The organism is Stenomitos frigidus ULC18 (genome assembly GCF_003003795.1).
GTDB classification, from domain to species: Bacteria; Cyanobacteriota; Cyanobacteriia; order Leptolyngbyales; family Leptolyngbyaceae; genus Stenomitos; species Stenomitos frigidus_A.
The window spans coordinates 26,304-47,538 of record NZ_PVWK01000117.1 but is presented as its reverse complement, the minus strand read 5'-3'; the positions used below and the strand labels follow the sequence as shown (position 1 = coordinate 47,538).

Genomic DNA, 21,235 nt, shown 5'->3' with positions numbered 1-21,235 from the left:
CTGATCGCTTGTAGGTAAAGCCTGTGAAGCGGTAATCTCTTACTGCTTTGCTGATGGCGATTAACGCTTCAATGTTCCCCTTGGGAGATTTCCAAGCAAAAATTTACCCTTGGGTACGGGCAGGTTTTGCCAGAATCTTGCTATCTAGCCTTTAACCTTGGGATCAAACCTACTCCTACCACGGCCCCGACTAATTGTGTGCCAAACAGCCTTTTTTGCCGTAGTAGCAGCGTTACAGATAACGGTTCTGCAACCAGTTAAATTTTGAGACAGGCAATCATCTTCAATAGGTTAAACAAGTTAAATAAGCACATCACTGGCATAGCCTAGCACCCGATAAACATCGATCATTTGCTGTTTGCCTTTGAGCGCCAATGGCCCCCACGGTTCAACAGCAAATCGGTCTTGCAAATGCACGAGCGTATCTTTGGCAATGAGGATACGACACACTTCTAACTGCTGGTCTTTGGCGTAGCTTTCTAGGCGCGAAGCGATGTTAACGCTGTCGCCAATCACGCCATATTCCAGGCGATCTTTACCACCCAGACTTCCTGCAACGATCGGCCCTGTGAAAATGCCAACCCGCATTTGGGCGGTGGGTAAGTGGCGCTGCTGCCAATCCTGGTTCAGTTCTTGCAGGCGATCGCGCATTGCCAACGCACATTCAACTGCCAGGCGCGCATCTTGAGACACTTCAATTTGTGTCAAACGGTTCATTGGCACTCCGAAGACTGCCAGCAAGCCATCGCCTGTGAATTTGTTAATAATGCCTTGATTAACTCTTACTTCCTCGGTAATCGCGCTCAGATATTCGTTCAGCCACTCCAACAAATTCTCAGGGGGCATTTGTTCTGAAAGGGTGCTGAAGTTGCGAATGTCGGTAAACAACATGGTGGCCGTTAGCCGTTGCCCTGGAAGTTTGCCAGATTTCAGCAGGCGATCGCGGCTTTTCCACAAGGCTCTGGCAATTTCAGGGGAGGTGTTTTGCCCCAGCAGCTTCATCATCATCATTTGCTGACGCTGTGCCTGTTGTGCCCGGTACGATACCACCAAAATCGCGACCGTCATGACACCGATCGCGGGTGTGGCCGTTGGTACCCAACCTTGATGCAAAAAAAGCAGGTAGCAGGTTCCTAACAGCGCTGTAATGGTGACTGTAATTGCCAGCCCTAGACCTAGTGGATGGCGAATAAACCAGGCGAGGCTGCCACCCATGACCACCCATGCCCCAATCCAGAGCACCTCCACCCAATCAGACCAAAACCAAAATAAGGGTTCGTGGTTCAAGGCCGCACCGAGAAATTGACTCACCATCTGAGCATGGATCACCACTCCTGGCATGGAGGCAGTCTGTTTTTCAGCCGTACTGTAAGGAGTGAGAAAGATGTCCCTCGCACTCCGGGCAGTCGTACCCAGCAAGACAATCTTGCCGTTCACCCAACTGGGATCGATCGTACCGCTTAACACCTGAGTGAGCGTTACCTGCCGTGCCAATTGGCTACGAGCACGATAATTCAGCAAGATCTGATAGCCGTTCGCATCGACAGATTGGTAAGCTCCAGCGGTAGGTTCCAACGGGATGAATTCGGTGTCGCCAAAGCGTAAATTACTGGGATTGAGCAGACCTGCCTGGGGTGAAATACCTTGCTGATGCAAATAGGCGATCGCCAGCCGTAGTGAAAAGGCATACAGCGTTGTTTGGTCGGTATCCACAAACAGCAAGCCGCGACGAATCACACCATCCGGGTCACTGGTAACGTCGTTAAAGCCAATGCGATCGGCGGGCACACCGGGCGGCGGCGCCACGCCTAAATCATCCGCATCCTGAACTTTGGTAATGGCAATGACGTTCGGTTGCTGCAATTGTTTGGTCAGAGCCGCCTTCCCTGGCTCCTGAGGCAGATCACGGTAGAGATCCAACCCAATGACGCTGGGCTGGAATTGCTGGAGCTTTTGTAATGCTGTAGCGATCGTCCAATCGGAAAGGGGCCAATGCTTCTGTGCCTTAATGTCTGACTCTGTAATTGCTACAAGGAGCAACCGTGAGTCAGCGTCTCGATCGGGCCGCAGACGCACCATCAGGTCATAACTAGCAAGCTCCAGAGGTTGCAGCGCACCAACCTGACGCAGGCTCAGCAAGCAGCCAGTAACGACAGCACTCGTCGTGACGATCGCCAGCGGTAAAAGCACGATTGTCGGCAGAGCCGCTAGCTGTATCCACCCGTCGCGGCAGCGTTGAAAGAATTTAGCAGTCACAGGTGCACTCAGCGTTGTGTTACCGAGGTTGAAGGTTGGGCAGACAGTGTTGATTGATTCACTCAAGACTGCTAGGCATCTAGCTAAGAAGCCCTAAGCCTTTTAATCTCTAACCGCTTTCCGTTCAAACTCCATGCAGTTGAGCGATGCACCTGGATATCTGTGAGGATGCACCACCTTCTTCTAAGGCAATACACTCTCTTCTCCACAATATCCTGACAATATAAAAAGCGAGACGACATGCTGAGCAATTCTCAAAATACTTTTCTTTACGTGCACACGAAGATTACTTGAGCAGTTGCGGCATCAATGTTCCAGACATTGCTTTGAGCCTTGGCAATTAAATATCAAATTCCTGGAAGACGGTTGAAATGTCCTTTTTCCCATTGCGCGATCGTCGCATGACCAAACTGACACACAACACTGTTCAATTAACGCTGAACTACACGATCGCTTCATAACTCTGATGAGGCTGACTGGAGAACGCTTGATTACGATAAAGCACCGTCTCTGAAACCAGCGTCATATCCTGGTCAAGCCAGACGATCGACGCCTGAGCCACAGAGCCAGCCTGGAGTGACACCAATGAGAAGTTACGCAGGCAGTTGGTGTCAGTTTTCACGATGCGGGGCACGCTGGCAGCGTTGAGATAAATCGTGCCGTTGGTCGCAACGAGGGGGACGCGCTGGTGCTGCCTGGTGTGTCGCAACTGATGGTGCATGTGCCCAAAGGCAACGAGCGGAACCGTTTTGCCCAGTTTCCGAGTGGCTTCGATCGCATCAGCAAAGTCAGGATCGCCATGATCACCGCCTGGAGGACTCCAATCTTTCCCGCAGGTGTCTTCAGCACGATCTCCCAGTCCTTTGGGGCCACAGTGTCCCAGAAAAATGACCGTATCAAGCGTGCTACTGCTGGCGGCTTGAACAATCCGTTCGGTGGATTCGGCAAAGCTGTTGATGCCGTAGCGCGATCGGTAGAACGCGTCTGTGTTCTTCCATTCTGAGCCGCCCCAACTAAAGGGACGACTGCCTACAACAGTCAGATTCAACTCTGGGAAATCGAGTTTGCCATAGCCGACATGGGTTTCTCCGAGCAAATCAAGCTGTTGCTGTACCCGGTCTTCTTTTGTGCGATCGTACGGACATTTCTTGATGCCCCATTCGGTCGCGCTGTACCAGGCATCGTGGTTTCCCAGCACGGCTGCTTTGGGGATTTCAAGTGCTGCGATCGCCCGGACGACCTCGACAGATTCGTTACCAAAATCGCCGACTAGCAGCACCAGATCTACGCCTAAGTGGTTGAGCGCGATCGCATCATCGGCATCCCAGCGATCGTGAACATCGCCAATGACGGCAATGGTAATCGCAGCAGTTGCATCTGCTGGTAAGGAGTGTCTGTTTGTCTGTGCGGTCTGTGTTTGTGGGGGTTGATTGTCCGGCAGCTGAGTCATGCGTATCCCTTTGCCCGTCTCTTCCAGCATAATCAGATTTAGAGGCTGGCGGATGTTAAACCAGTTTCTAAAAAGCGCGTGACCCATCAAACGCCTGGCTGCCTGACAGGCGTCAATACTGCCATGCTTGGGATTTGCGTCACCTCAAAGCGTTGGCCGTGAGCGCCTTACTCTGTAGCGGCCAACTAAGTTTGCCGGTCTAGGAACCCTCTGCGTCGGGCCGCGCATCATTTGCGATCGCACGCCCCAGGTAACGATGACCATTCGACAACTTGACACTTGACCGCTTCTTTAACGACATGAAGCGCTGTCAAAATAGTGGCATCAGCATCAACAATGCTGCCAGCGCCAATTTCTGAACCCGAATACAGTGTGACAACGGCATTTGCCGCTTGCTGACAATTGTGATAAGCATTGGCAGGCGTTGCTGACGTGCCTGCAGCTACTTGAGCGATCGATGGCAAAGGTAGACCAACGGCTGCAGAGCCATAAAGCAGCACAGAGGGGGTGAAAAACAGCAGTAAAGACTTGAATTTCATGTTGGTTGAATCAAGAGTTATAGCAAACGTCATCTGGGTGAGGACGGTGTATGGGGACAACTCCCTGCAAGCCCTTTCATCCCAAAAGCCTGAATACGTTGGCGACCGCTATAGGACATCACAATCCATATCGTTACCGTAGCGTTCCAAAGCAAAACATGCGATGCTTCAAAACGCAAAGATACTTAATGAGAAAAGATGGATGGCAGTGCCGTTGCGTTAGATGCAGCTTCGATGGCTTTCGTAGGGGCGTTTTGAGTTTCTTGTCTGTTGCAGCCTATCAGCCCCTACAGCAGGGATACAGGTTCACAAAGCAGTCCCAGATTTAGCCATGCCATGCCTCACACTGGCGATCGTGTTTCCCAGTCTGTCCAGCTTGAATTGCCCTGATGCTTCAACGTCCAATACCGTAAACCAGACACGTTGAATGCTATAAGCTGGACAATGATGACACCTGTGACTGGGCTATTGCAGGCATGACGCTGAAGCAGCAGCCGAGGTTCCAGTTCAACTTAGAAACGCACCTGAACGCTAGCGACGTTCTGACCACGAGCGATCGTGAACAGCGCTTGGTCAGGTTGGCGATCGAGAAATGACTGCAAAGCAGTAAAGCCGCCAATGCGGTTGCCGTTGATTGCCAGCAGTTTATCGCCCGGCCGAAACCCGCTGACCGCAGCGGCTGAACCTGGCTGCACCCGTTGCACCACCAAATTGCGGATATCGATCGTCATGCCCAAACGCCTGCCTGCTGCGGGACGATTTGTCGATGGAGCGCTCGGCTTGACTACATCCGGTGACGGTATTGGCTGCTGAGCGGGGGCTTCGGGAGCCGTCCACGTCCACTCTGTTGCAGGAGATTCAGCGATCGAAGGTGAAACGAGCGGGGCAACTGCAAGAGGCTTGGCAGCAAAAGAAGAGCCGAGTAAATTCCTGACCGCCTGTACATTGGTAGCAAAGCTAATACCTGTGTTTCTGCCCGATGGCGACTCCAAAATGGCTTTGTTGACACCAATCATCTCACCCTGTGGGTTGAGCAAAGGGCCACCCGAATTGCCTGGATAGAGCCGAATACTGGCCTGTAAGTCGCCATTGTTCCTGACCAGGCTCAGCGTACCTTCACTCAGAACACCAGGACGACCGTAAGGACTGCCGATCGCACAGACCGACTGACCAATTTCTACATCACTAGTGCTTGCCAACGGCACAATTGGAAACTGGTTTTGGGCCTCTAATTGCAGTAACGCCAAATCATTGTGGGTATCGGTTTTGATCACGCGCCCTCGATATTGTTCACCATTAGCCGTGCGAACGATGATCGGCTGACCACCTCGATCCTTGATGACATGGTTGCTGGTAATAACCAATCCCTCTGGGCTCACGATGCTACCAGAGCCTGTTTCATTGCCAGCATAAACTGTTAGCACCGCTGGGCTTTTCGTTTGACAGTTACGGTAGGTGTCTGGTGCTGTGTCTGCTTCAGGCGTGAATCGAGTCGCTGTTGTCAACCGACTGACGGCTCGGATGGGAGCCGCTATGGAAGCAGTGACACCAACTAGCCATACGGAAAACGCAAGTAGGAGTAAGTATTTAAATTTCATAGATGGCACGCGATCAAGGTTCGAAAGGGTCAAATTCGAAAGGGTCAAAATTTGGCGAGCAAGTGCATGCCCTAACTGCTGCTAGACCGCCAAAACAAGATGGCGATCAGTTAGATCAAGGTTTGCGTAGATCAATGTTTACGGGCGATTACAGACGCGGTCTCTCGAAGTCTTGTGAGTGCGTCTCTTAGGGGTACCAATGCGGGTACCACCAACTTTCGCCACTAAGAAAACAGCATCCGGATGCTTTCAATACGCACCAGCTGTGATCGCTCAAATTGTGCTCACGACGCCAAGGATCGTGGATTAATTAATCTGAACCATTTCCCTTCTGTAGGGACGTTCCATGGAACGTCCCTACAGAAAGAATTGCACCTTATTAAATCTGCGTTCCTAAGGATCGTGAATTAAATAAAACCAAAAAATTATTTGCCGTAGGGGCGCACGGCCGTGCGCCCCTACGGCAAATGCCGAGATTATTAAATTCTTGTTCCGAAGAATTGGGTATAAAGATAAGTTCATAGTTTGGGTAAGGAGGGGAAGCGGTCAGCGGTCAGCGGTTAGCACCCAGCGGTTCATGATTAAGGGTCAACGGTCAAATTTACACACCGCTGATCACTGACTCTTAACAACACCTACGTTTGAGTTATGGCCACCCTGGAAAGTTCTGCTCACAAGGGCCCTGCAATCAAGCTCTGCTTTGCTTTGGGATCGAGGTTGCAATGAGGACAGCACCAAAGTCTATGCTTCTACATCACATACTCCTGCGTAGAATGGAAAAAGCGCTTACCTGGAGTATGTGTGAACGGAGTCATCGAACAAGCACAAACTCAATACTCCGTCCATCCGCCCAGTCGGTTCGTTTGTAACCATCGGGATCAGCTGCTGCCAGATTGGTCATGTCCGGCACGATCGATGCTCATTGTGCTCCAGCCGTGCGACTGCGATTTGTTGAAGCGATCGCCCATTGCCGAAGCGCAGAAAGATAAATTACGGCGACGGTTTCTCAAGCTTGGCTATGCAATCGCTGTTCAAATCAACCGTTTGGGTTACGCCGCAGCCATCTTTGATCCTCGGACAGGCTTACCGCTGCTGGCTCGTCCTGGGAAGCTACGGTTAGATGACGTAGCGATTGTGCAAGCGACCTTAGGGTATCGCACTACTTGCAGCCACGGGTGCTCCATCGTGCTTCACCCAACATGGGGACGAGCAGTCTATCCTTCAACGCTGGTTTCATCGGCAGAACCAGCGCTGGTAGAACAAATTTTACGTGAGATAGCGGAGTAGAGAACTTGCCCTGCAATGCATCTATCGGGGTTTGTGGTTTACTCAGGCTATCTTTCCACGCCCATCTTAAAGAGAAAAGGTAGTGGTCGATCGTGACCGTTTGGTCAAACTGACTACTTGCAGCTGGCTCAAAAGCGCCCTTGACGCTATGGTAATAGTTGCCGATTTATGTCCTTAGCAAAACATGGCTTTAAATTGGGCATATTAAGGCTGAAATACTGACGACCATTTAGCTAAAGCGTTTAAAGGCACTGTTAGCGGTCGCTTACCATCATGCATACTGTCGTCACCCAACGTACTAACGAAGTTCGTGTGCTCAAACGGACAGCCCGCTACGGCATTCGCCTAGTAGTCCGGTCTTTTGATCCTTGATTTTGGAATAGCACTTATGAATCAGCGTCAGCAAAACCTACGGTATGCAGCAGCCAGAGCATTCATAGAATCGCTCGACCAGTTGCAAGAGACGCTTCAACCCGCTGATGAGGTTGTATCGCCAATGGCTCCTGAACACAATAACCCCAGTTCTACCAATGCATCCGTTGAGGATCAGTTTGACCTTAATAGCCTTGAGCAGGCCGTCGCTGATATTGAGCAATTTATTCAGAAGCGGCAGGAAGATGGAGAAGAGAGGGGTGCGTAGGGAGGGGATTCACTCAGAACCCACGGCCATTAGTCAGCAGTCCGAATCAACTAAAACTTCACCCTCTTTCCTTAGAATCGTGGATTAAATAAAATCGACAAATTATTTGCAGGTAGGGGCGCACGGCCCGCCCCTACGGGAAATGCCGGAGTGATTAAATTCTTGTTCCTTAGCCCTCTCTTGCAACTCAAAACTCAAAATTCAAAACTTTCTCACTCCTTACTCCTCACTCCTCATCCTTTGCCGTTTCGCTTCGTATAACATCAGCGCGGCCGCGATCGCCACATTTAAAGACTCCACGCCAGGGTTCAGGGGAATCGTTACTTGCTGATCGGCAATTGCAGCCAGTGCTGGAGACAAGCCTCCACCCTCATTGCCCATAAGAATCAGTGTCGGCTGTCGTAAATCAACCTCCCAGTAGGTCAGGTTTGCGGTTGGTAGGGTTGCCACAATCTGCATCCCCCGCTGCTGATAGTGAGAAAGTTCTGTTTGCAGATCAAAACTCGCCGCCATTGGCAGCTGGAACCATTGACCAGCCGACGCCCGCAACACTTTAGGATGGTCAAAGTCAACGCTATCAGCACTGAGCAATAAGCCATCGGCACCCGCGGCGGCAGCGGTGCGAATCATGGTGCCTAAATTGCCAGGATCTTGAACCGTTTCCAGCACTAAGCCAAAGCTGGTAAACGCTGGAGCAGGCGTTGAGGTGCGTTCAATCGTCGCCACAACCCCATCCGGCTCAACCGTCGTGGCGATCGCGCGCAGTACGTCCGCGCTGACTAATTCAACCCGCTCTGCCAATTGCTGCGCATGTTCCCATAGCAGGGGATATTTTGTTTGCCAGGCAATCGTATGGCAAAGGGTTATTAATGGGCGATCAACAGCCAGTGCTGCTTCTAAGAGATGAGTTCCTTCCAGCAAAAAAAGCTGTTGCTCCCGCCGTTCTTTGGTCTGGTGCAGTTTTCGGATCTGTTTAACCAGAGGGTTCTGAAGACTAGTGAGCACTTAAGATTGACTCATTAAAGTTTTATTACAAATCCTGTTCAAAGATAAGTAAAGCTGAGGAATACACGCAGTTAAAGTGATACCTCGGTTGCTGAGTTGACCCATATTATCTGTCATGATCTCAATGCGGAACCCGGGACTTGAACCCGGAAGTCCTTGCGAACACTAGAACCTGAATCTAGCGCGTCTACCAATTCCGCCAGTTCCGCTTATTCGCAGCCGAGGCCGCGATTCATAATCATGGAGTAATCGGCGACGTCTGTCAATCACTTTTGGGCAAAAATGGAGCATACTTCTGTGGTGCCCTTAACCAGCGGAGCGATCGCACTGATGACGAAAAACTGTACATTTTGAATCTTTCCGGTAAAATTTCGATGTTCGTTTTTTTAAGTCATTAGAAATGGTGGCTTCCAAAAGTGACGCTTCACGTTGACTCGTAACCCAGTATTTATTGGAGGACAGACCAATTACTCTCTCGCCTAGCCTCTCCAACACTCATTCTTCATCGGAAGAAGACAAAGCCGTCCTGCAAGTCTCGGGCGGCGCCTCTTTGCATGGTCACGTCGGTATCAGCGGTGCTAAAAATTCGGCACTGGTCATTATGGCCGGGGCCTTGCTTTGTTCGTCGCAAGATTGCCGCATCCGCAACGTGCCAGCTCTGGCGGACGTTACCCGCATGGGCGAAATTCTCTCCGCGTTAGGAGTGAAACTAGAACGGCAGGGAGATAGTTTATTAGTCAATGCCTCTCATATTGCTCAGTCGAAAGCACCCTATGAGTTGGTGAGTCAGCTTCGCGCCAGCTTTTTTGTGATTGGCCCTCTGCTGGCTCGTCTGGGTGTGGCGAAAATCCCTTTACCAGGCGGCTGCGCGATCGGGGCTCGACCAGTTGCTCTGCATGTCAGAGGCTTGCAGGCAATGGGTGCAGACGTGCAAATTGATCACGGCATTGTGAATGCTCACCTGCGCGGCAGAAACAAACGCCTGCAAGGGGCCAAAATTTATTTGGACTATCCCAGCGTTGGCGCGACTGAAACGTTGATGATGGCGGCAACGCTGGCAGAAGGCGAAACCACGATCGAAAACGCGGCACAGGAACCAGAAGTGGCTGACCTGGCAAACTTTTGTCGGGCAATGGGTGCCAAGATTCGCGGTGCTGGTACGAACACGATTACGATCGTCGGTGTGCCCAGCTTGCATACAACCGATTATGCGATCATTCCCGATCGGGTTGAAGCAGGCACCTTTCTCATCGCTGGTGCGATTACGCATTCTGAAATCAGCTTGTCCCCTGTCATTCCCGATCATTTAACGGCAGTGATTGCCAAGCTGCACGCGATCGGTGCGCAGGTCATTGAAGACGCGCCCAACCGCCTCCGCATCTTGCCTGGCTACCGCCATCTGGCAACCGATATTGAAACGCTGCCGTATCCTGGGTTTCCCACTGATATGCAGGCTCCGTTCATGGCCCTACTCACCTTGAGCGATGGCGACAGCGTGATCACCGAAACCGTGTTTGAAAATCGTCTCCGCCATGTCGCAGAGCTCACTCGCATGGGCGCAGATATCCGCGTCAAAGGCACTCATGCGATCGTCCGGGGTGTCCCGATGCTCTCTGGTGCCCCTGTCGTCGCCACTGATTTACGCGCCTCGGCGGCTCTTGTGCTGGCGGGACTTGCCGCTCGTGGTACAACGGTTATTCAGGGTTTACAGCACCTTGATCGCGGCTATGAAAACCTGGAGCTGAAGCTGCAAAAGCTTGGCGCTAACCTGAAACGGCTACCGTCTGTAGAACACCTTGAAAGCCCGTTGATCGTACCTGAAACTACGATCGCCGTTCCGGTGGCAGAACCCAGTTAAGTGCATTCCCAGTCGAACAGAGCCTCTTAGGACTTGTAAAAAAATAACTGCATACGTTTGGCTTCGCTATCAGCTATCAGCTATCAGCTATCAGCTTTTCTCTAATGGCTGACCGCTGACCGCTGATGGCTGACCGCTACAGTCCATAGCGTTATTTCTTCACAGCCCCTTAGCGGTTCGACTGCGGTAGAACCGCTAAGGGGCTGAAACATCATTGATGGGAACACCAACGCAGGATAGCAGGGGTTCTCGTTATACTGTCGGTGAGCAGTGCACGATCGCTGACTCAGGCTCCTCAACCCATCCTTGTCTTCTCACCGCATGTCTTTTCTCCAAACGCCTCTCATTGGCTTAAGAGCCGATCACTTTCGACACCCTCTAGACTTTGAAGCAACGGCAAACCTGAAGCAGTTGCCCGGTTTGGATGTGGTGATTCGGAATTTGCTTGGGCCGATCGCGGAACAGTTTTTCTACCTGGAAAATATTGCCTCTAGCGTGTTGGTGGGTGAGCAGCAGTTGCCTGATCTGCACAAGCTTTTGCTGGATGCCTGCAAGGTGTTGGATTTGGAGCCGCCTCAGTTGTATGTGCGGCAGCATCCGGTTCCTAATGCGTATACCTTTGCGATGCGAGGCAAGCAGCCCTTTATTGTGGTGCATACCTCACTGCTGGAGTTGCTCACATCTGAAGAGATCCAGGCCGTCATCGCCCATGAGTTGGGGCATCTCAAGTGTGAACATGGTGTCTACCTGACGCTGGCGAATCTGTTGGTGCTGGCGGCAGGGCAATTGCCCACGCTGGGAGGCGCGATCGCGCAAAGCTTGCAGGCACAAATTTTAGAATGGGTGCGCTGTGCCGAATTTACCTGCGATCGAGCGGCTCTCCTTGCTACGCAAGATTCCAAGGTGGTCAGCTCGGTGTTGATGAAGCTAGCAGGCGGTTCGCCAACGCTGTCGGGACAATTGAATCTGGAGGCCTTCCTCACTCAAGCACGCGCCTACGATGACATTAGCAATGACCAACTGGGCGAACTGTTGAAGCAGGCAATGACCGCACAACTCACCCACCCCGTACCCGTTTTACGTGCGCGCGAAATCGATCGCTGGGCCAGTAGCAAGGAGTACCAATCGTTGCTGCAAACTCGCCCGACACAGTCTGGCCAAGGCACCAAAACGGCAGGCGGATGGCGCAATTGGTAGTTGACACAACTACTCAACGCGATGTGCGATTTCCCTGAAATACCTGCTGAGACCGCCCTCACCCTAGCCCTCTCCCAGCAGGAGAGGGAACTGGAAACGCCTGAAAGCCCTTCTCCCTGGGGAGAAGGGTGGGGATGAGGGCAAATTTAGTTGCACATCGCGTTACTTATAGTCGAAACAACTACTTACATTGATAGATTTTTCTTCAGGCGCAACCTCCATCTACAGCACGATTTAAACGGTGAGCTGGATGAAGTAGAAATGGAATCTAATCTAAAGGAGATTGTATTCCATGAAACTGAATTATTTTACAAAACGGGTATCGACGATCGGGCGTTGGTTGACGACTGCACTGCTCTGCGTGTCGGCGATCGCGTTTACTTGGCAAGGTGCGTTTTTCTCAAGCAATGCAGCGATCGCGGCTCCTGCTAGCAACTTGATTGCGGCAGCGGATGCAGGCAGTGAATTACAAGGGAAAGCCAGTAAAGATGCTGGACGCACTAAAGGGTTCGTTCGCGACACGACCGATAAGCTGAAGAAGACAGCAAAAACCAATGCTGCCAAGGTCGATCGCGCCACAGACAACGATAGTGCCATCGGACGCAAAGCTAAGAAAGACGCCGCTAGAATTGAGCGCAAAGCTGACAAAGACTCGGCTCGCACTCAAAACGCGATTGACAAAACCAAAAATGCTGTTGAAAGCGCTGTTGACAATATCAAAGATGCCTTTGGCAACTAAATCCTAGGTGCAAAGTCAGATCTAGTAGGGTGGACACTGCTCACCCTACTGCTACTTATTAGCTGGTTTATTGCAAATCTAGCCCAAAATCTAAAAGCATTTAAAAGCTAAAGCTGAAGATCCCTGTGGTTAAAGTTTCTCGGGCGTTCTAATCAAACTCGCACTTCTGCGGCTGTGGCAGAAGTGCAATTTAAGTGAAAAGGAATTTATAAAATGTAAAGCCAGTTGGAAGAATGTTCCCAGTTTAAGTAATTGCGTTAAAATAACGCTTACAAATCGTCTCTCCTTAAGGGTTTAGCGGTATGAAAACTGGCTTCTTTGCTTACAGTAGTCAACCTAAATCATCTGGTGAATCAATTGAAGAAGCAATTAAATTGATCAATAGTTCCCAGGTTGCCTCGCTAAAATCTTGGAGAAGCCAGACCATCAACGGCAAGCTAATTATTGATGAAGTAACGAGAGCTATCGACGAAGCTGATTATTTCTGTGTCGATCTAACAGGTTTTAGCGACAATGTTATTTTTGAGCTTGGTTATGCGATGGCAAAGGATAAAGCAATATTTTTGATATTTGACAATACACATATTGAATCAGTAAGACGATACAAAGAGTTTTCAGCTTTGACAACAACTGGTTACCAAAGTTACATAAATACTACAGATATTGTGTCGGCTTTTAATTCTTTTATTTTCAATGATACCACACAAGAAAAGCAAAAAAAGAAGCAGAAGCAGGGCTTAGATAATAGTAGGCATCCTTTACTTTTTCTAAAAAATCAATTTGACAATATTTACAGCCAAGCCATATCTAATCAAATTTTAAAATATAAAATCCCTTGTAGCACAGATGATGCGTCAGAAAATAGAATACAGCCTCTTGAGTGGTATCTGCAAAAGTTGAATAAAGCCGTTTTAATAGAATTTTCTTCTATAGATCGTTCAGGTTATCAAATTCAAAACTCAAAATGTTCACTTATTGCGGGTTTTGCTCTGGGTTGTAATTTAGATCTTTTGATGTTGGCGGAAGAACCTTACGAAGTACCAATTGATTATAGAGATTTGTTAGTTAAGTATAATCGTAAAAAAAGATGTGAGGAGATTGTAGCTGATTTTCTAGCGCCTCTTAAGGATAGGCTCTTAGAATACATCTATCAACAAAAAACTAGTCAGCAGATAAAGAACGAGTTGACTAAACTCCAACAAATTAGTTTTGGTGAATTTTTAGCCGAGAATGAAAGTGAGGAATTACCATACTATTATGTCCAAAACTTTAACATTCCAGCTTTAATTAAGAACGACTACAACATAGTTATTGGAAGAAAAGGGACAGGAAAAACGGCGACTTTGTACTATTTAAAGAGCCTTTTAGAAAAAGATTCAAGAAATCATGTTTGCCTTATTAAACCTGTAAACTTTGAAATTGATGCTTTAGTTAAAATCTTGCAGGTTTCTTCAGAAGAATATGAAAAGAGTTATTTAGTTGAAAGCGCATGGAAGCTTTTAATCTATACAGAGGTTGCAAAATCTGTTTATCTTAAAATCACTTCAAAACATTCATATGCACTCACTACAACAGAAACAGCATTCAAAGATTTTATTGATAGTAATTCTGAGCTTTTCTTAAAGGATTTCTCTGAAAGATTAGAGGAAGAGATAGAAAAAATTAGCCAAGCTAATATAATAAATACAGGTGAAAAATTTTCAGAATTTAAAATAAAGTTAGCTGAGATCATGCATGATGAAACTTTGTCTAAAATAAGAAATTTCCTGGCAGAGCTATTTGACAAGGATAGAAAAATTTTAGTCCTTATAGATAATTTAGATAAATCCTGGAAAAAGGGTAACAAGTTAAATCTTCAAAGTGAATGGATTTTAGGCTTACTTGGTGTTACAGGCAGGATTGTTAGAGAACTATCATCTTTTACGGTGAAAGGACAACCCAAGAAAATTGATTTTCATCTAACTATCTTCCTAAGAAGCGATATATTTAAATACATTCTTGGTGTTGCTAGAGAGCCAGACAAAATAGAATATACGAATCTTCTAAAGTCAGGTGACAAAGATGTTTTATTTAGAATAATAGAACAAAGATTTGTCGAATTAAGTGTTAACGAACTGCTCGCCAGTACATTATGGGAGAAATACATCGTTAAGACGGTAAAAGACGTACCAGTAAAAGATTATATTTATGATAAGTTAATACCTAGACCTAGAGACATTATCTATTTCTTCAAAAATGCTCATGAGAATGCTATTTCAAGAGGACACTCGATAATTGAAGAAGACGATTTAGAAACTGCTTATGAAAACTATTCAGCTTGGGCTTTCCTCTCCATGCTGGTTGAAAATGGAGTTACCATAGATCAGCTCAAAGAGTTTTTATATCAGTTAGTTAGTTGTCCGAATATTATTGATAAAGAAACTTTATATGTGGCTATGTGTGATGCAGATCTATCAGAATCTGAAGAGTTTCTAGACAATTTAATCGAGCATTTATCAACGTTATCCATTCTTGGGAAAGAGGTTGAAAAAAATCAATTTGAGTTCGAATATGCTTTCGACAGCAAGGAGCTGATTAATGCTAGGGCAAAGAAGTTAAGCTCTAATCGCTATAAACTTAATAATGCTCTCCTACCATACCTATCTTTAACGAATGAATTTGAGTAAGCCTAAAAACACCTTTGCTCTCTAATTACAAGTTTAGCAATTTAATAAGAGAGTAGATGAATAAGCAAAAGTAGGGAATAGAAACAATTATAGGAAAGTAACCATTGCCACAATTTCTAAAGTGTCTTTAGAAATTGTGGCATAACTCCCTTTAGATCACCTGTGCATGTGAGTTTACCCAAGCATTAAAATTCCTATGGACTAAAAGAATTACGGGACGTTGTAATTATGTTTATATAGAGTAAAATAAGCTTGGATCGAGAAATATCTTAGCTGCGTGTAGTTGGAACTATAAATGATCGACTCTGATAAATATCTTTCTAAGTACTTTAATCCGGTGGAAACAGATCAAGCACTTGAACTTATGCAAGTGCTTGATACTATATTCCAGTATGAGTTTGGTTGGTTGCTGAGCGGTAAGCGCGTTGAACATCAGAATTCTGAGTATAGAGAAGAAGCTCAGAACCAAGTTAACGGGTTAACTCAAGGTGTTCTTCTCGTATATCTTTTCGCCATTTTCGACGATTATACAACTGAAAAAATGCGTGGTGAGTGGCTTACTGCTGATGAGAAAAAGTTGTTAAAAGCATATCGACATATCCGAAATGGTGTAGCCCACAAACATGGAGGAAAAAGGGCTAAAACATGGCGTAATGAATTTGAATCTATTATGAGTTCAGATCAAGCTTTTTCTAATGCTGGTCTTGTTTGGGATCGTGAGGCTGATACAATCGACCTTACTAAAGCACAGGTAGCATTGCCTTGCCACACTATGATGAGAGATTTAGCGCAAAAATTAGCGGCTCGTCTTGCAAGTGATAAAAAACCTTAAGCCTAGTAGAAAGGCTTAAGGTCTAATAAAACCATCTAAGAATCATTGCCACAGTTTTTTAAGTTGCTTTAGAAAAACTCCGGCATAACGTCCTTTAGCTCACCTGTATACCTTGCATAGTGACGACTGACCATATTTAGCGATTTATGTCCTGCCACCTTAGCAGCCGCTAACAAACCATGATTCTGTGCGATGTGGCTTAATGCGGTGTATCGAGTTTGGTAAGGCTTGCGGTATTTCACCCCTAAACCATCTAAGACAAGCTTTCTGCTGGATGTCCTAGCTTTCGATCGCTTTTCTGCCAATTTGGGACTTTTTCCTCATTTGGCAAGCAATCAAAAGTATCAGGAGCTTCTCCAAAGTTGCCCAATCCAGTATAATGATTAGACAAATACATGGGCGGATGGCGGAATTGGTAGACGCACCGCACTCAAAATGCGGCGCCGAAAGGCTTGCGAGTTCGAGTCTCGCCCCGCCCATGATCAAAAACGGCTGCTAGCTGAACCGTCAAGGGACTCTAGCAGCCGTTTTTTAGTGAGTTTTTACCCTTCAGCGTCAGTAAGCGCCTTTACCGCAAACAACGATTTTGACGGTTTCCAGCAAAATTTCAAGATCCAGGTTGAGCGACCAGTTGTCGATGTAGTACAGATCCAGCCGAGCCGCATCATTGAAAGCATCGAGGGACGATCGCCCAGAAATTTGCCAGAGCCCCGTGATGCCAGGTAGCACCTGATGACGCGTGTGATGCCAGGGGTCGAAGCGCTCGACATCTCGCAGTGGTAGTGGGCGTGGCCCTACCAGGCTCATTTGCCCCAGCAGCACATTAAACAGTTGGGGCAGTTCATCAATGCTGGTGCGCCGAAGAAAATGCCCGATCGCTGTAATCCGTGGATCGTGCCTGATTTTGAACATGACACCATCGCCTGCTTCATTCTGCTGTTCCAAGTCGGCTTGCAGGGCCGCGGCGTCCGGCACCATTGTGCGAAATTTCCACATCTGAAAGACGCGGCCGTGGAGTCCCATGCGTTCCTGACAGAAGAAAACCGCGCCAGGTGACGACAGTTTAATGACGATCGCCACTGCCAAAAACAAGGGTGAGAGCAGTATCAAGCCGACCAACGCGCCCAGACAATCAAACCACCGTTTCAGGCGATAATCCCAGCCGCCCAGCAAGGTGGCCTCCATACGCAATGTGGGGATGCCCGCTACAATTTCTGGGACACCCCTTCGATGCAGCATCTCGACGCTAGACGGAATCAGCCGCAGCGTAATGCCAGCACGACGTAACTGCCAGTAAAGCCCCGATGCCAGTTCAGTCTGCGGCAGACTTTCTGCCAATACTTCCTGTGCGCCAGAACGCAGGATCGCTTGAATTGTTTCAGCCGTGCTGGTCGTGGCAGCAAGGGCAGTCCCCACAATCTGATAGCGCGATCGTCGCTTTAGTACGTGAGCCAGCGTTGCCAGTCGCTCTGCACGTGCCAGTAAAAAGACGGTTGTTTGAGCCTGTTCAAACTGCTTAAGCATCAGACTTGCCAGTAGCCGAAAGCCAATCACCAAACTAACGCTACCCAGCCAGGCAGTAATCACCAGCGATCGCGGTGGCGCCAGTTTTGGATCATAAAAATAGCCCAGAAGCAGGGCTGCTAGATAAACGGTGCTCACCAGTTGCCCAGAGCGCACATAGTTTTTCCACTGACTAGAGGCACTATATAAGCCACTGCGTGCAAACAATAACAGCGTGACCGTCATCAAGATCCAGAACAAACCTGGCAATCCCACCCAGGTGCCCAAGACAAGTGGTGGCGGTAGCGGTGCGTAAAACTGGTTGAGGTGTGCCGCTAGGCGTCCAGCGATCGCCAGTGCCGCCACATCGCACAAGAGCAGCACGATCGCGCTATGCCAGCGCCAACGGAAGCTTTTGCGCCAATCTAACCCACGAGGGGCACGGATGTCAGTCGCTTTGGGGTACGCTGCACCAGGAGGTAGATCCATTGCAGAGAGGCTCGTGAGAAGGCAATCTGTACTGAAGTCAGCAGCAGGCTTGCAGGGCAATACGTTGAGTATTCCGCAAAGCGTACCAAAAGTTATCGCTACCGTTCAGGTTTCTGCCGCTTCCTCCACCAGTCTCCCACTCCATGCGCTTTTACAAATTGCTTTTGCGGTGATGGCATAGCCGTGCCTTTAAAAGCTGCCAACCAAAGAGAACGACAAACGCAGGGTTGTTAACTAGATAGCGCTGCCATAAGCGTTTGGGTTCCATCATGAAACGATAGAGCCATTCCAAACTCCATGCCATCATCCAGCGCGGTGCCTGCAACACCTCGCCGCTATGAAAGCTAAACGCAGCCCCCACGCCAATCATGACGGCTTGCAAGTTGCCCTGCTGTCGTACCATCCATTCTTCCTGCTTGGGACAGCCCAGACCAACAAAGACGACAGGCGCACCAGTGGCATGGATGCGATCGCGATCCGCCTGCTCCTCCTCTGGTGTCAGGGGACGAAACGGCGGCGCATGGCAGCCCGCGATCATCAGCTCCGGAACGCGTTCTTTGAGGGTTTGTTGCAGTGCGTCCAGCATCGATGGTGTGCCGCCGTAAAGGTAAATCGGCGTGCCAAGTTGCGTTGCCCGATCGCACCAAGCCAGCATTAAATCGGGACCGTAGACCCGTGTCTGGTGCTTCATGCCTAAAAGCCGTAAGCCAATCACCAGGGGCATTCCATCTGGCGTCACCAAAGCAGCACCATTGATCATACGCTGGAATGATCGCTGCCAGTAGCCAGTCATCACCACATGCACATTCGCTGCCACGATGTAACAAGACGTTTTTGCGCTTGCCCAGGTCTGAATGCGATCGCACGCATCCTCGTAGCTTGTCGCATCAACGCGAGTATTCAGGATGAAGCGGGACGGAAGGGTAGAAGACATGGAAAGTTTTGAGTTTTGAGTTTTGAATTTTGAGTTTCGCCGCTGGAGAGTTTTGAGTTCTGAGTTTTGAGTCCGGTCCTTACTAATCCCTTTATTCCCCTTGCTCCCTTCCTCACCACCCCACCACCCCACCTCTTCACCTCGCCACCTCCCCCGCCTCCCAATCCCTAGCCACTGATCACCTTCCGATACACCTCCTCGACCTGCTCAGCAACTTTTTCCCAGGTAAAGCGTGACTCGACTTTGTGTTTCCCGGCGGCTCCCATCGCGATCGCGTCAGTAGGATGCAGCAAAAGAGCAAGCAGCCGATCGGCGATCTGGTCGGGCTCTTGCGTTGTCAGTAAGCCATCGCTGCCATCGCTGATGACTTCCGCGACGGCTGGAATATCGCAACCAATGACAGGCTTACCGAAATTCCAGGCTTCGGTGTAAATGCCGCCAAAGCTTTCTTGACTGGAGGGGACACAGACCAGAGTACAGGCAGCCAGGGCATCGGTTTTGGTTTGTAAATCAACGTTGCCTAAGCGATGAATCCGACGATCGCTCACTTGAGCAAAGGCTTGCTCCGAATCGGCGACAGGCGGCCCCATGAAAACAAACTGCGCCTCTGGTACCGTTTGCCACACTAAAGGAGCGGCTTGAAGCATCTGCTGGTAGCCCTTGTACGGATAGTGCTGTCCCAAGAAGAGAACGATCGGCCCCTCCAGACTGTAGTGCTTGAGAAAGGCGATCGGATCAGCAGTGGGTGCTAGTACAGGGCCAACGCCTGTTACAGTAATGCGTTCTTCACCCACACCCAGCCCCATCAAAATTTGCTTCTCAGCCTGAGTGAGAGCAATCACGGCATCTGCCATCTGGTAAAGCTTTAGATAGGCACGGTAGCGCCAGCCAACCCAGCGGGGATGGTGTACTGGCGTCAACACAAACGGACGATCGTATCGTTGTGCAGCTTGATAGGACGCATAACTCAAGCCCTCTCGCCCAATGCGAATGTTATGGATCACGTCAGCCTTAGCGGCAAAGGGAGCAATGTGTGTTTCCAGAAGGTTGGCGATCGGTGGTAACGCCACCTGCATCAGCGGGTAATACAGCGGTATATAAGGAGCTAACCTGATTTTTTCTCGAACAGATAGCCCCAAACGATGTACCGGAATGTCGTCGATCGCATAATCTCGGCTTGTTGCAGGTGCCCGCAGCGTTGTGCCCAACAGCCAATCGGTGCGATTAGCATCCCAATGACTCACAACCTGTACGGAATGCCGTAAGTGCAACTGCTGTGCTAGGGAGTGCTGGTGGATTTGGGCACCACCGACGCTGGGCGGATAAGCAGTAAGCGTATAAAGCAACTTCATTGCATCACACGGCTAATGGGTTGCCGTAAACCCAGTTGGATGAATCGTATTGACCATTGCGTAACCTTTGCCAAGAAAATCAAACAACCGGCAACTGCACCGTACTTTTGCAGGTAATAAAAGCATTGGGTGGGCAAGAAATAAAACGATTTTTTGTGACAAAAAACGGTGCTGAGATGATGAAGGCACGATCGCTGGGAACCTGACTGATCGAGAAAATCCTCCAGTTTGGCTTTAATAACGCCTGCATGATAAATTTTGGCATCACCCAGAATGTAAGCCGGAAAGCTAGCACGAGTTGCCTTGAGGATGTACATACTATCGCCATGGTAGTGCGGAAAACGGTAGACATCGGGTAAGCCGATTTGCTGCACAACTGCGATCGGAATGCCCACACAATGCCCACTCATTTCATCCACCGCGATCATCTCACCTGGTTTAGCTGCCATCCGTTTACGTCCCTGTGCACCAGTGGCATGAAGTGTGTTGTCTTCCAGGTTATAGCAGGCGGCTCCCACGATCGACTGAGGATGCGTCTGCCAAAATGTAACCAACTGAGAGAGCGCACCGGGAGAGGGCGTGCAGTCATCATTCAGCCAGATTATCAATGCCGCCCCTTGTTGGCTGGCATACACCATCCCCTGAACGATCGCACCCGTCCACCACAAATTGCCATCGCCTTCCAAGACCGTGACATCGGGATAGGCAGTCTGAATAGCTTGCCCTGTGCCATCGGTGGAACCATCATCGATCACGACAACTTGATAGCGTCCCAGGTCGCCATTTTCCTTCAGCGTTTCTAAGCACTGTAAGGTGATGGTTTTGCGGTTGTAAGCCGGAATGAGAATAAACACCGACTGCCGTAAAGTCATAGCTGTATCGTTAGAATT

16 protein-coding genes and 2 tRNA genes are annotated in these 21,235 nt (G+C 49.0%); 8 read left to right on the top strand and 10 right to left on the bottom strand.

Annotation, left to right across the window (positions count from 1 at the left end; all coding sequences use genetic code 11):
- Positions 1–300 precede the first annotated feature (300 nt).
- The 4 genes from C7B82_RS21115 to C7B82_RS21100 form a co-directional block, all read right to left on the bottom strand.
- Positions 301–2,256: a CHASE2 domain-containing protein gene (locus tag C7B82_RS21115; protein ID WP_219904618.1), complete on the bottom strand. Its 1,956-nt coding sequence runs from the start codon at positions 2,254–2,256 to the stop codon at positions 301–303.
- A gap of 442 nt (positions 2,257–2,698) precedes the next feature.
- A complete protein-coding gene (locus C7B82_RS21110; protein WP_106258425.1) occupies positions 2,699–3,706 on the bottom strand; it encodes a TIGR04168 family protein in 1,008 nt (335 codons plus the stop codon).
- A 227-nt stretch (positions 3,707–3,933) separates the two neighbouring features.
- Positions 3,934–4,245 (bottom strand): hypothetical protein, encoded by a 312-nt coding sequence (locus C7B82_RS21105; RefSeq protein ID WP_106258344.1) that lies wholly within the window; start codon positions 4,243–4,245, stop codon positions 3,934–3,936.
- A 512-nt stretch (positions 4,246–4,757) separates the two neighbouring features.
- Positions 4,758–5,843 carry a S1C family serine protease gene (locus C7B82_RS21100; RefSeq protein ID WP_106258342.1) on the bottom strand — a complete coding sequence of 362 codons (1,086 nt, stop codon included), beginning with the start codon at positions 5,841–5,843 and terminating at the stop codon, positions 4,758–4,760.
- Between the two features lie 801 nt (positions 5,844–6,644).
- On the opposite strand from C7B82_RS21100, the gene C7B82_RS21090 reads away from it, so the two are divergent.
- Positions 6,645–7,130 (top strand): methylmalonic aciduria and homocystinuria type D protein, encoded by a 486-nt coding sequence (locus C7B82_RS21090; RefSeq protein WP_146141231.1) that lies wholly within the window; start codon positions 6,645–6,647, stop codon positions 7,128–7,130.
- A gap of 388 nt (positions 7,131–7,518) precedes the next feature.
- The gene (locus tag C7B82_RS21085; protein ID WP_106258337.1) at positions 7,519–7,770 is read left to right on the top strand and encodes a hypothetical protein; all 252 of its coding nucleotides are present in this window, start codon (positions 7,519–7,521) and stop codon (positions 7,768–7,770) included.
- Positions 7,771–7,989: 219 nt separating this feature from the next.
- Here the strand turns inward: C7B82_RS21085 and C7B82_RS21080 are convergent, their stop codons facing one another.
- Together C7B82_RS21080 and C7B82_RS21075 are read right to left on the bottom strand one after the other, a co-directional pair.
- Entirely contained in the window at positions 7,990–8,775 is a 786-nt protein-coding gene (locus C7B82_RS21080) for a TrmH family RNA methyltransferase (RefSeq protein ID WP_106258335.1), read from the bottom strand.
- A 125-nt stretch (positions 8,776–8,900) separates the two neighbouring features.
- A tRNA-Leu gene (locus C7B82_RS21075) sits at positions 8,901–8,984 on the bottom strand.
- Between the two features lie 242 nt (positions 8,985–9,226).
- Here C7B82_RS21075 and murA point away from each other — a divergent pair.
- The 6 genes from murA to C7B82_RS21045 all read left to right on the top strand — a co-directional run bounded on the left by murA (position 9,227) and on the right by C7B82_RS21045 (position 16,546).
- Positions 9,227–10,633 (top strand): UDP-N-acetylglucosamine 1-carboxyvinyltransferase, encoded by a 1,407-nt coding sequence (murA, locus tag C7B82_RS21070; protein WP_106258333.1) that lies wholly within the window; start codon positions 9,227–9,229, stop codon positions 10,631–10,633.
- A 321-nt stretch (positions 10,634–10,954) separates the two neighbouring features.
- Positions 10,955–11,830: a M48 family metallopeptidase gene (locus C7B82_RS21065; protein WP_106258331.1), complete on the top strand. Its 876-nt coding sequence runs from the start codon at positions 10,955–10,957 to the stop codon at positions 11,828–11,830.
- Between the two features lie 292 nt (positions 11,831–12,122).
- Positions 12,123–12,569, top strand: coding sequence for a hypothetical protein (locus tag C7B82_RS21060; RefSeq protein WP_106258329.1), 447 nt, complete (start codon positions 12,123–12,125; stop codon positions 12,567–12,569).
- Between the two features lie 302 nt (positions 12,570–12,871).
- Positions 12,872–15,235 (top strand): P-loop ATPase, Sll1717 family, encoded by a 2,364-nt coding sequence (locus C7B82_RS21055; RefSeq protein WP_106258327.1) that lies wholly within the window; start codon positions 12,872–12,874, stop codon positions 15,233–15,235.
- 295 nt (positions 15,236–15,530) lie between these two features.
- Complete coding sequence (locus C7B82_RS21050; RefSeq protein WP_106258326.1) at positions 15,531–16,067, top strand: hypothetical protein; 537 nt, start codon at positions 15,531–15,533, stop codon at positions 16,065–16,067.
- A 397-nt stretch (positions 16,068–16,464) separates the two neighbouring features.
- Positions 16,465–16,546 (top strand) — tRNA-Leu (locus C7B82_RS21045).
- Between the two features lie 76 nt (positions 16,547–16,622).
- Here the strand turns inward: C7B82_RS21045 and C7B82_RS21040 are convergent.
- From C7B82_RS21040 to C7B82_RS21025, 4 genes are all read right to left on the bottom strand, one after another.
- A complete protein-coding gene (locus C7B82_RS21040; protein WP_106258324.1) occupies positions 16,623–18,059 on the bottom strand; it encodes a sugar transferase in 1,437 nt (478 codons plus the stop codon).
- A gap of 151 nt (positions 18,060–18,210) precedes the next feature.
- Complete coding sequence (locus C7B82_RS21035; RefSeq protein WP_106258323.1) at positions 18,211–18,993, bottom strand: WecB/TagA/CpsF family glycosyltransferase; 783 nt, start codon at positions 18,991–18,993, stop codon at positions 18,211–18,213.
- Positions 18,994–19,160: 167 nt separating this feature from the next.
- Positions 19,161–20,345 (bottom strand): glycosyltransferase family 4 protein, encoded by a 1,185-nt coding sequence (locus C7B82_RS21030; protein ID WP_106258321.1) that lies wholly within the window; start codon positions 20,343–20,345, stop codon positions 19,161–19,163.
- Complete coding sequence (locus C7B82_RS21025) at positions 20,342–21,217, bottom strand: glycosyltransferase family 2 protein (RefSeq protein ID WP_106258423.1); 876 nt, start codon at positions 21,215–21,217, stop codon at positions 20,342–20,344. The genes C7B82_RS21030 and C7B82_RS21025 overlap by 4 nt, the downstream gene beginning before the upstream one ends.
- Positions 21,218–21,235: the final 18 nt, after the last annotated feature.

Bases quoted from the DNA above. Each gene is read 5' to 3' on its own strand.
- C7B82_RS21065 (WP_106258331.1), top strand. From the start codon at position 10,955: ATGTCTTTTCTCCAAACGCCTCTCATTGGCTTAAGAGCCGATCACTTT.
- C7B82_RS21030 (WP_106258321.1), bottom strand. From the start codon at position 20,345: ATGAAGTTGCTTTATACGCTTACTGCTTATCCGCCCAGCGTCGGTGGT.
- C7B82_RS21085 (WP_106258337.1), top strand. From the start codon at position 7,519: ATGAATCAGCGTCAGCAAAACCTACGGTATGCAGCAGCCAGAGCATTC.
- C7B82_RS21055 (WP_106258327.1), top strand. From the start codon at position 12,872: ATGAAAACTGGCTTCTTTGCTTACAGTAGTCAACCTAAATCATCTGGT.
- C7B82_RS21100 (WP_106258342.1), bottom strand. From the start codon at position 5,843: ATGAAATTTAAATACTTACTCCTACTTGCGTTTTCCGTATGGCTAGTT.
- C7B82_RS21110 (WP_106258425.1), bottom strand. From the start codon at position 3,706: ATGACTCAGCTGCCGGACAATCAACCCCCACAAACACAGACCGCACAG.
- C7B82_RS21025 (WP_106258423.1), bottom strand. From the start codon at position 21,217: ATGACTTTACGGCAGTCGGTGTTTATTCTCATTCCGGCTTACAACCGC.
- C7B82_RS21105 (WP_106258344.1), bottom strand. From the start codon at position 4,245: ATGAAATTCAAGTCTTTACTGCTGTTTTTCACCCCCTCTGTGCTGCTT.
- C7B82_RS21060 (WP_106258329.1), top strand. From the start codon at position 12,123: ATGAAACTGAATTATTTTACAAAACGGGTATCGACGATCGGGCGTTGG.
- C7B82_RS21050 (WP_106258326.1), top strand. From the start codon at position 15,531: ATGATCGACTCTGATAAATATCTTTCTAAGTACTTTAATCCGGTGGAA.
- C7B82_RS21040 (WP_106258324.1), bottom strand. From the start codon at position 18,059: ATGGATCTACCTCCTGGTGCAGCGTACCCCAAAGCGACTGACATCCGT.
- C7B82_RS21035 (WP_106258323.1), bottom strand. From the start codon at position 18,993: ATGTCTTCTACCCTTCCGTCCCGCTTCATCCTGAATACTCGCGTTGAT.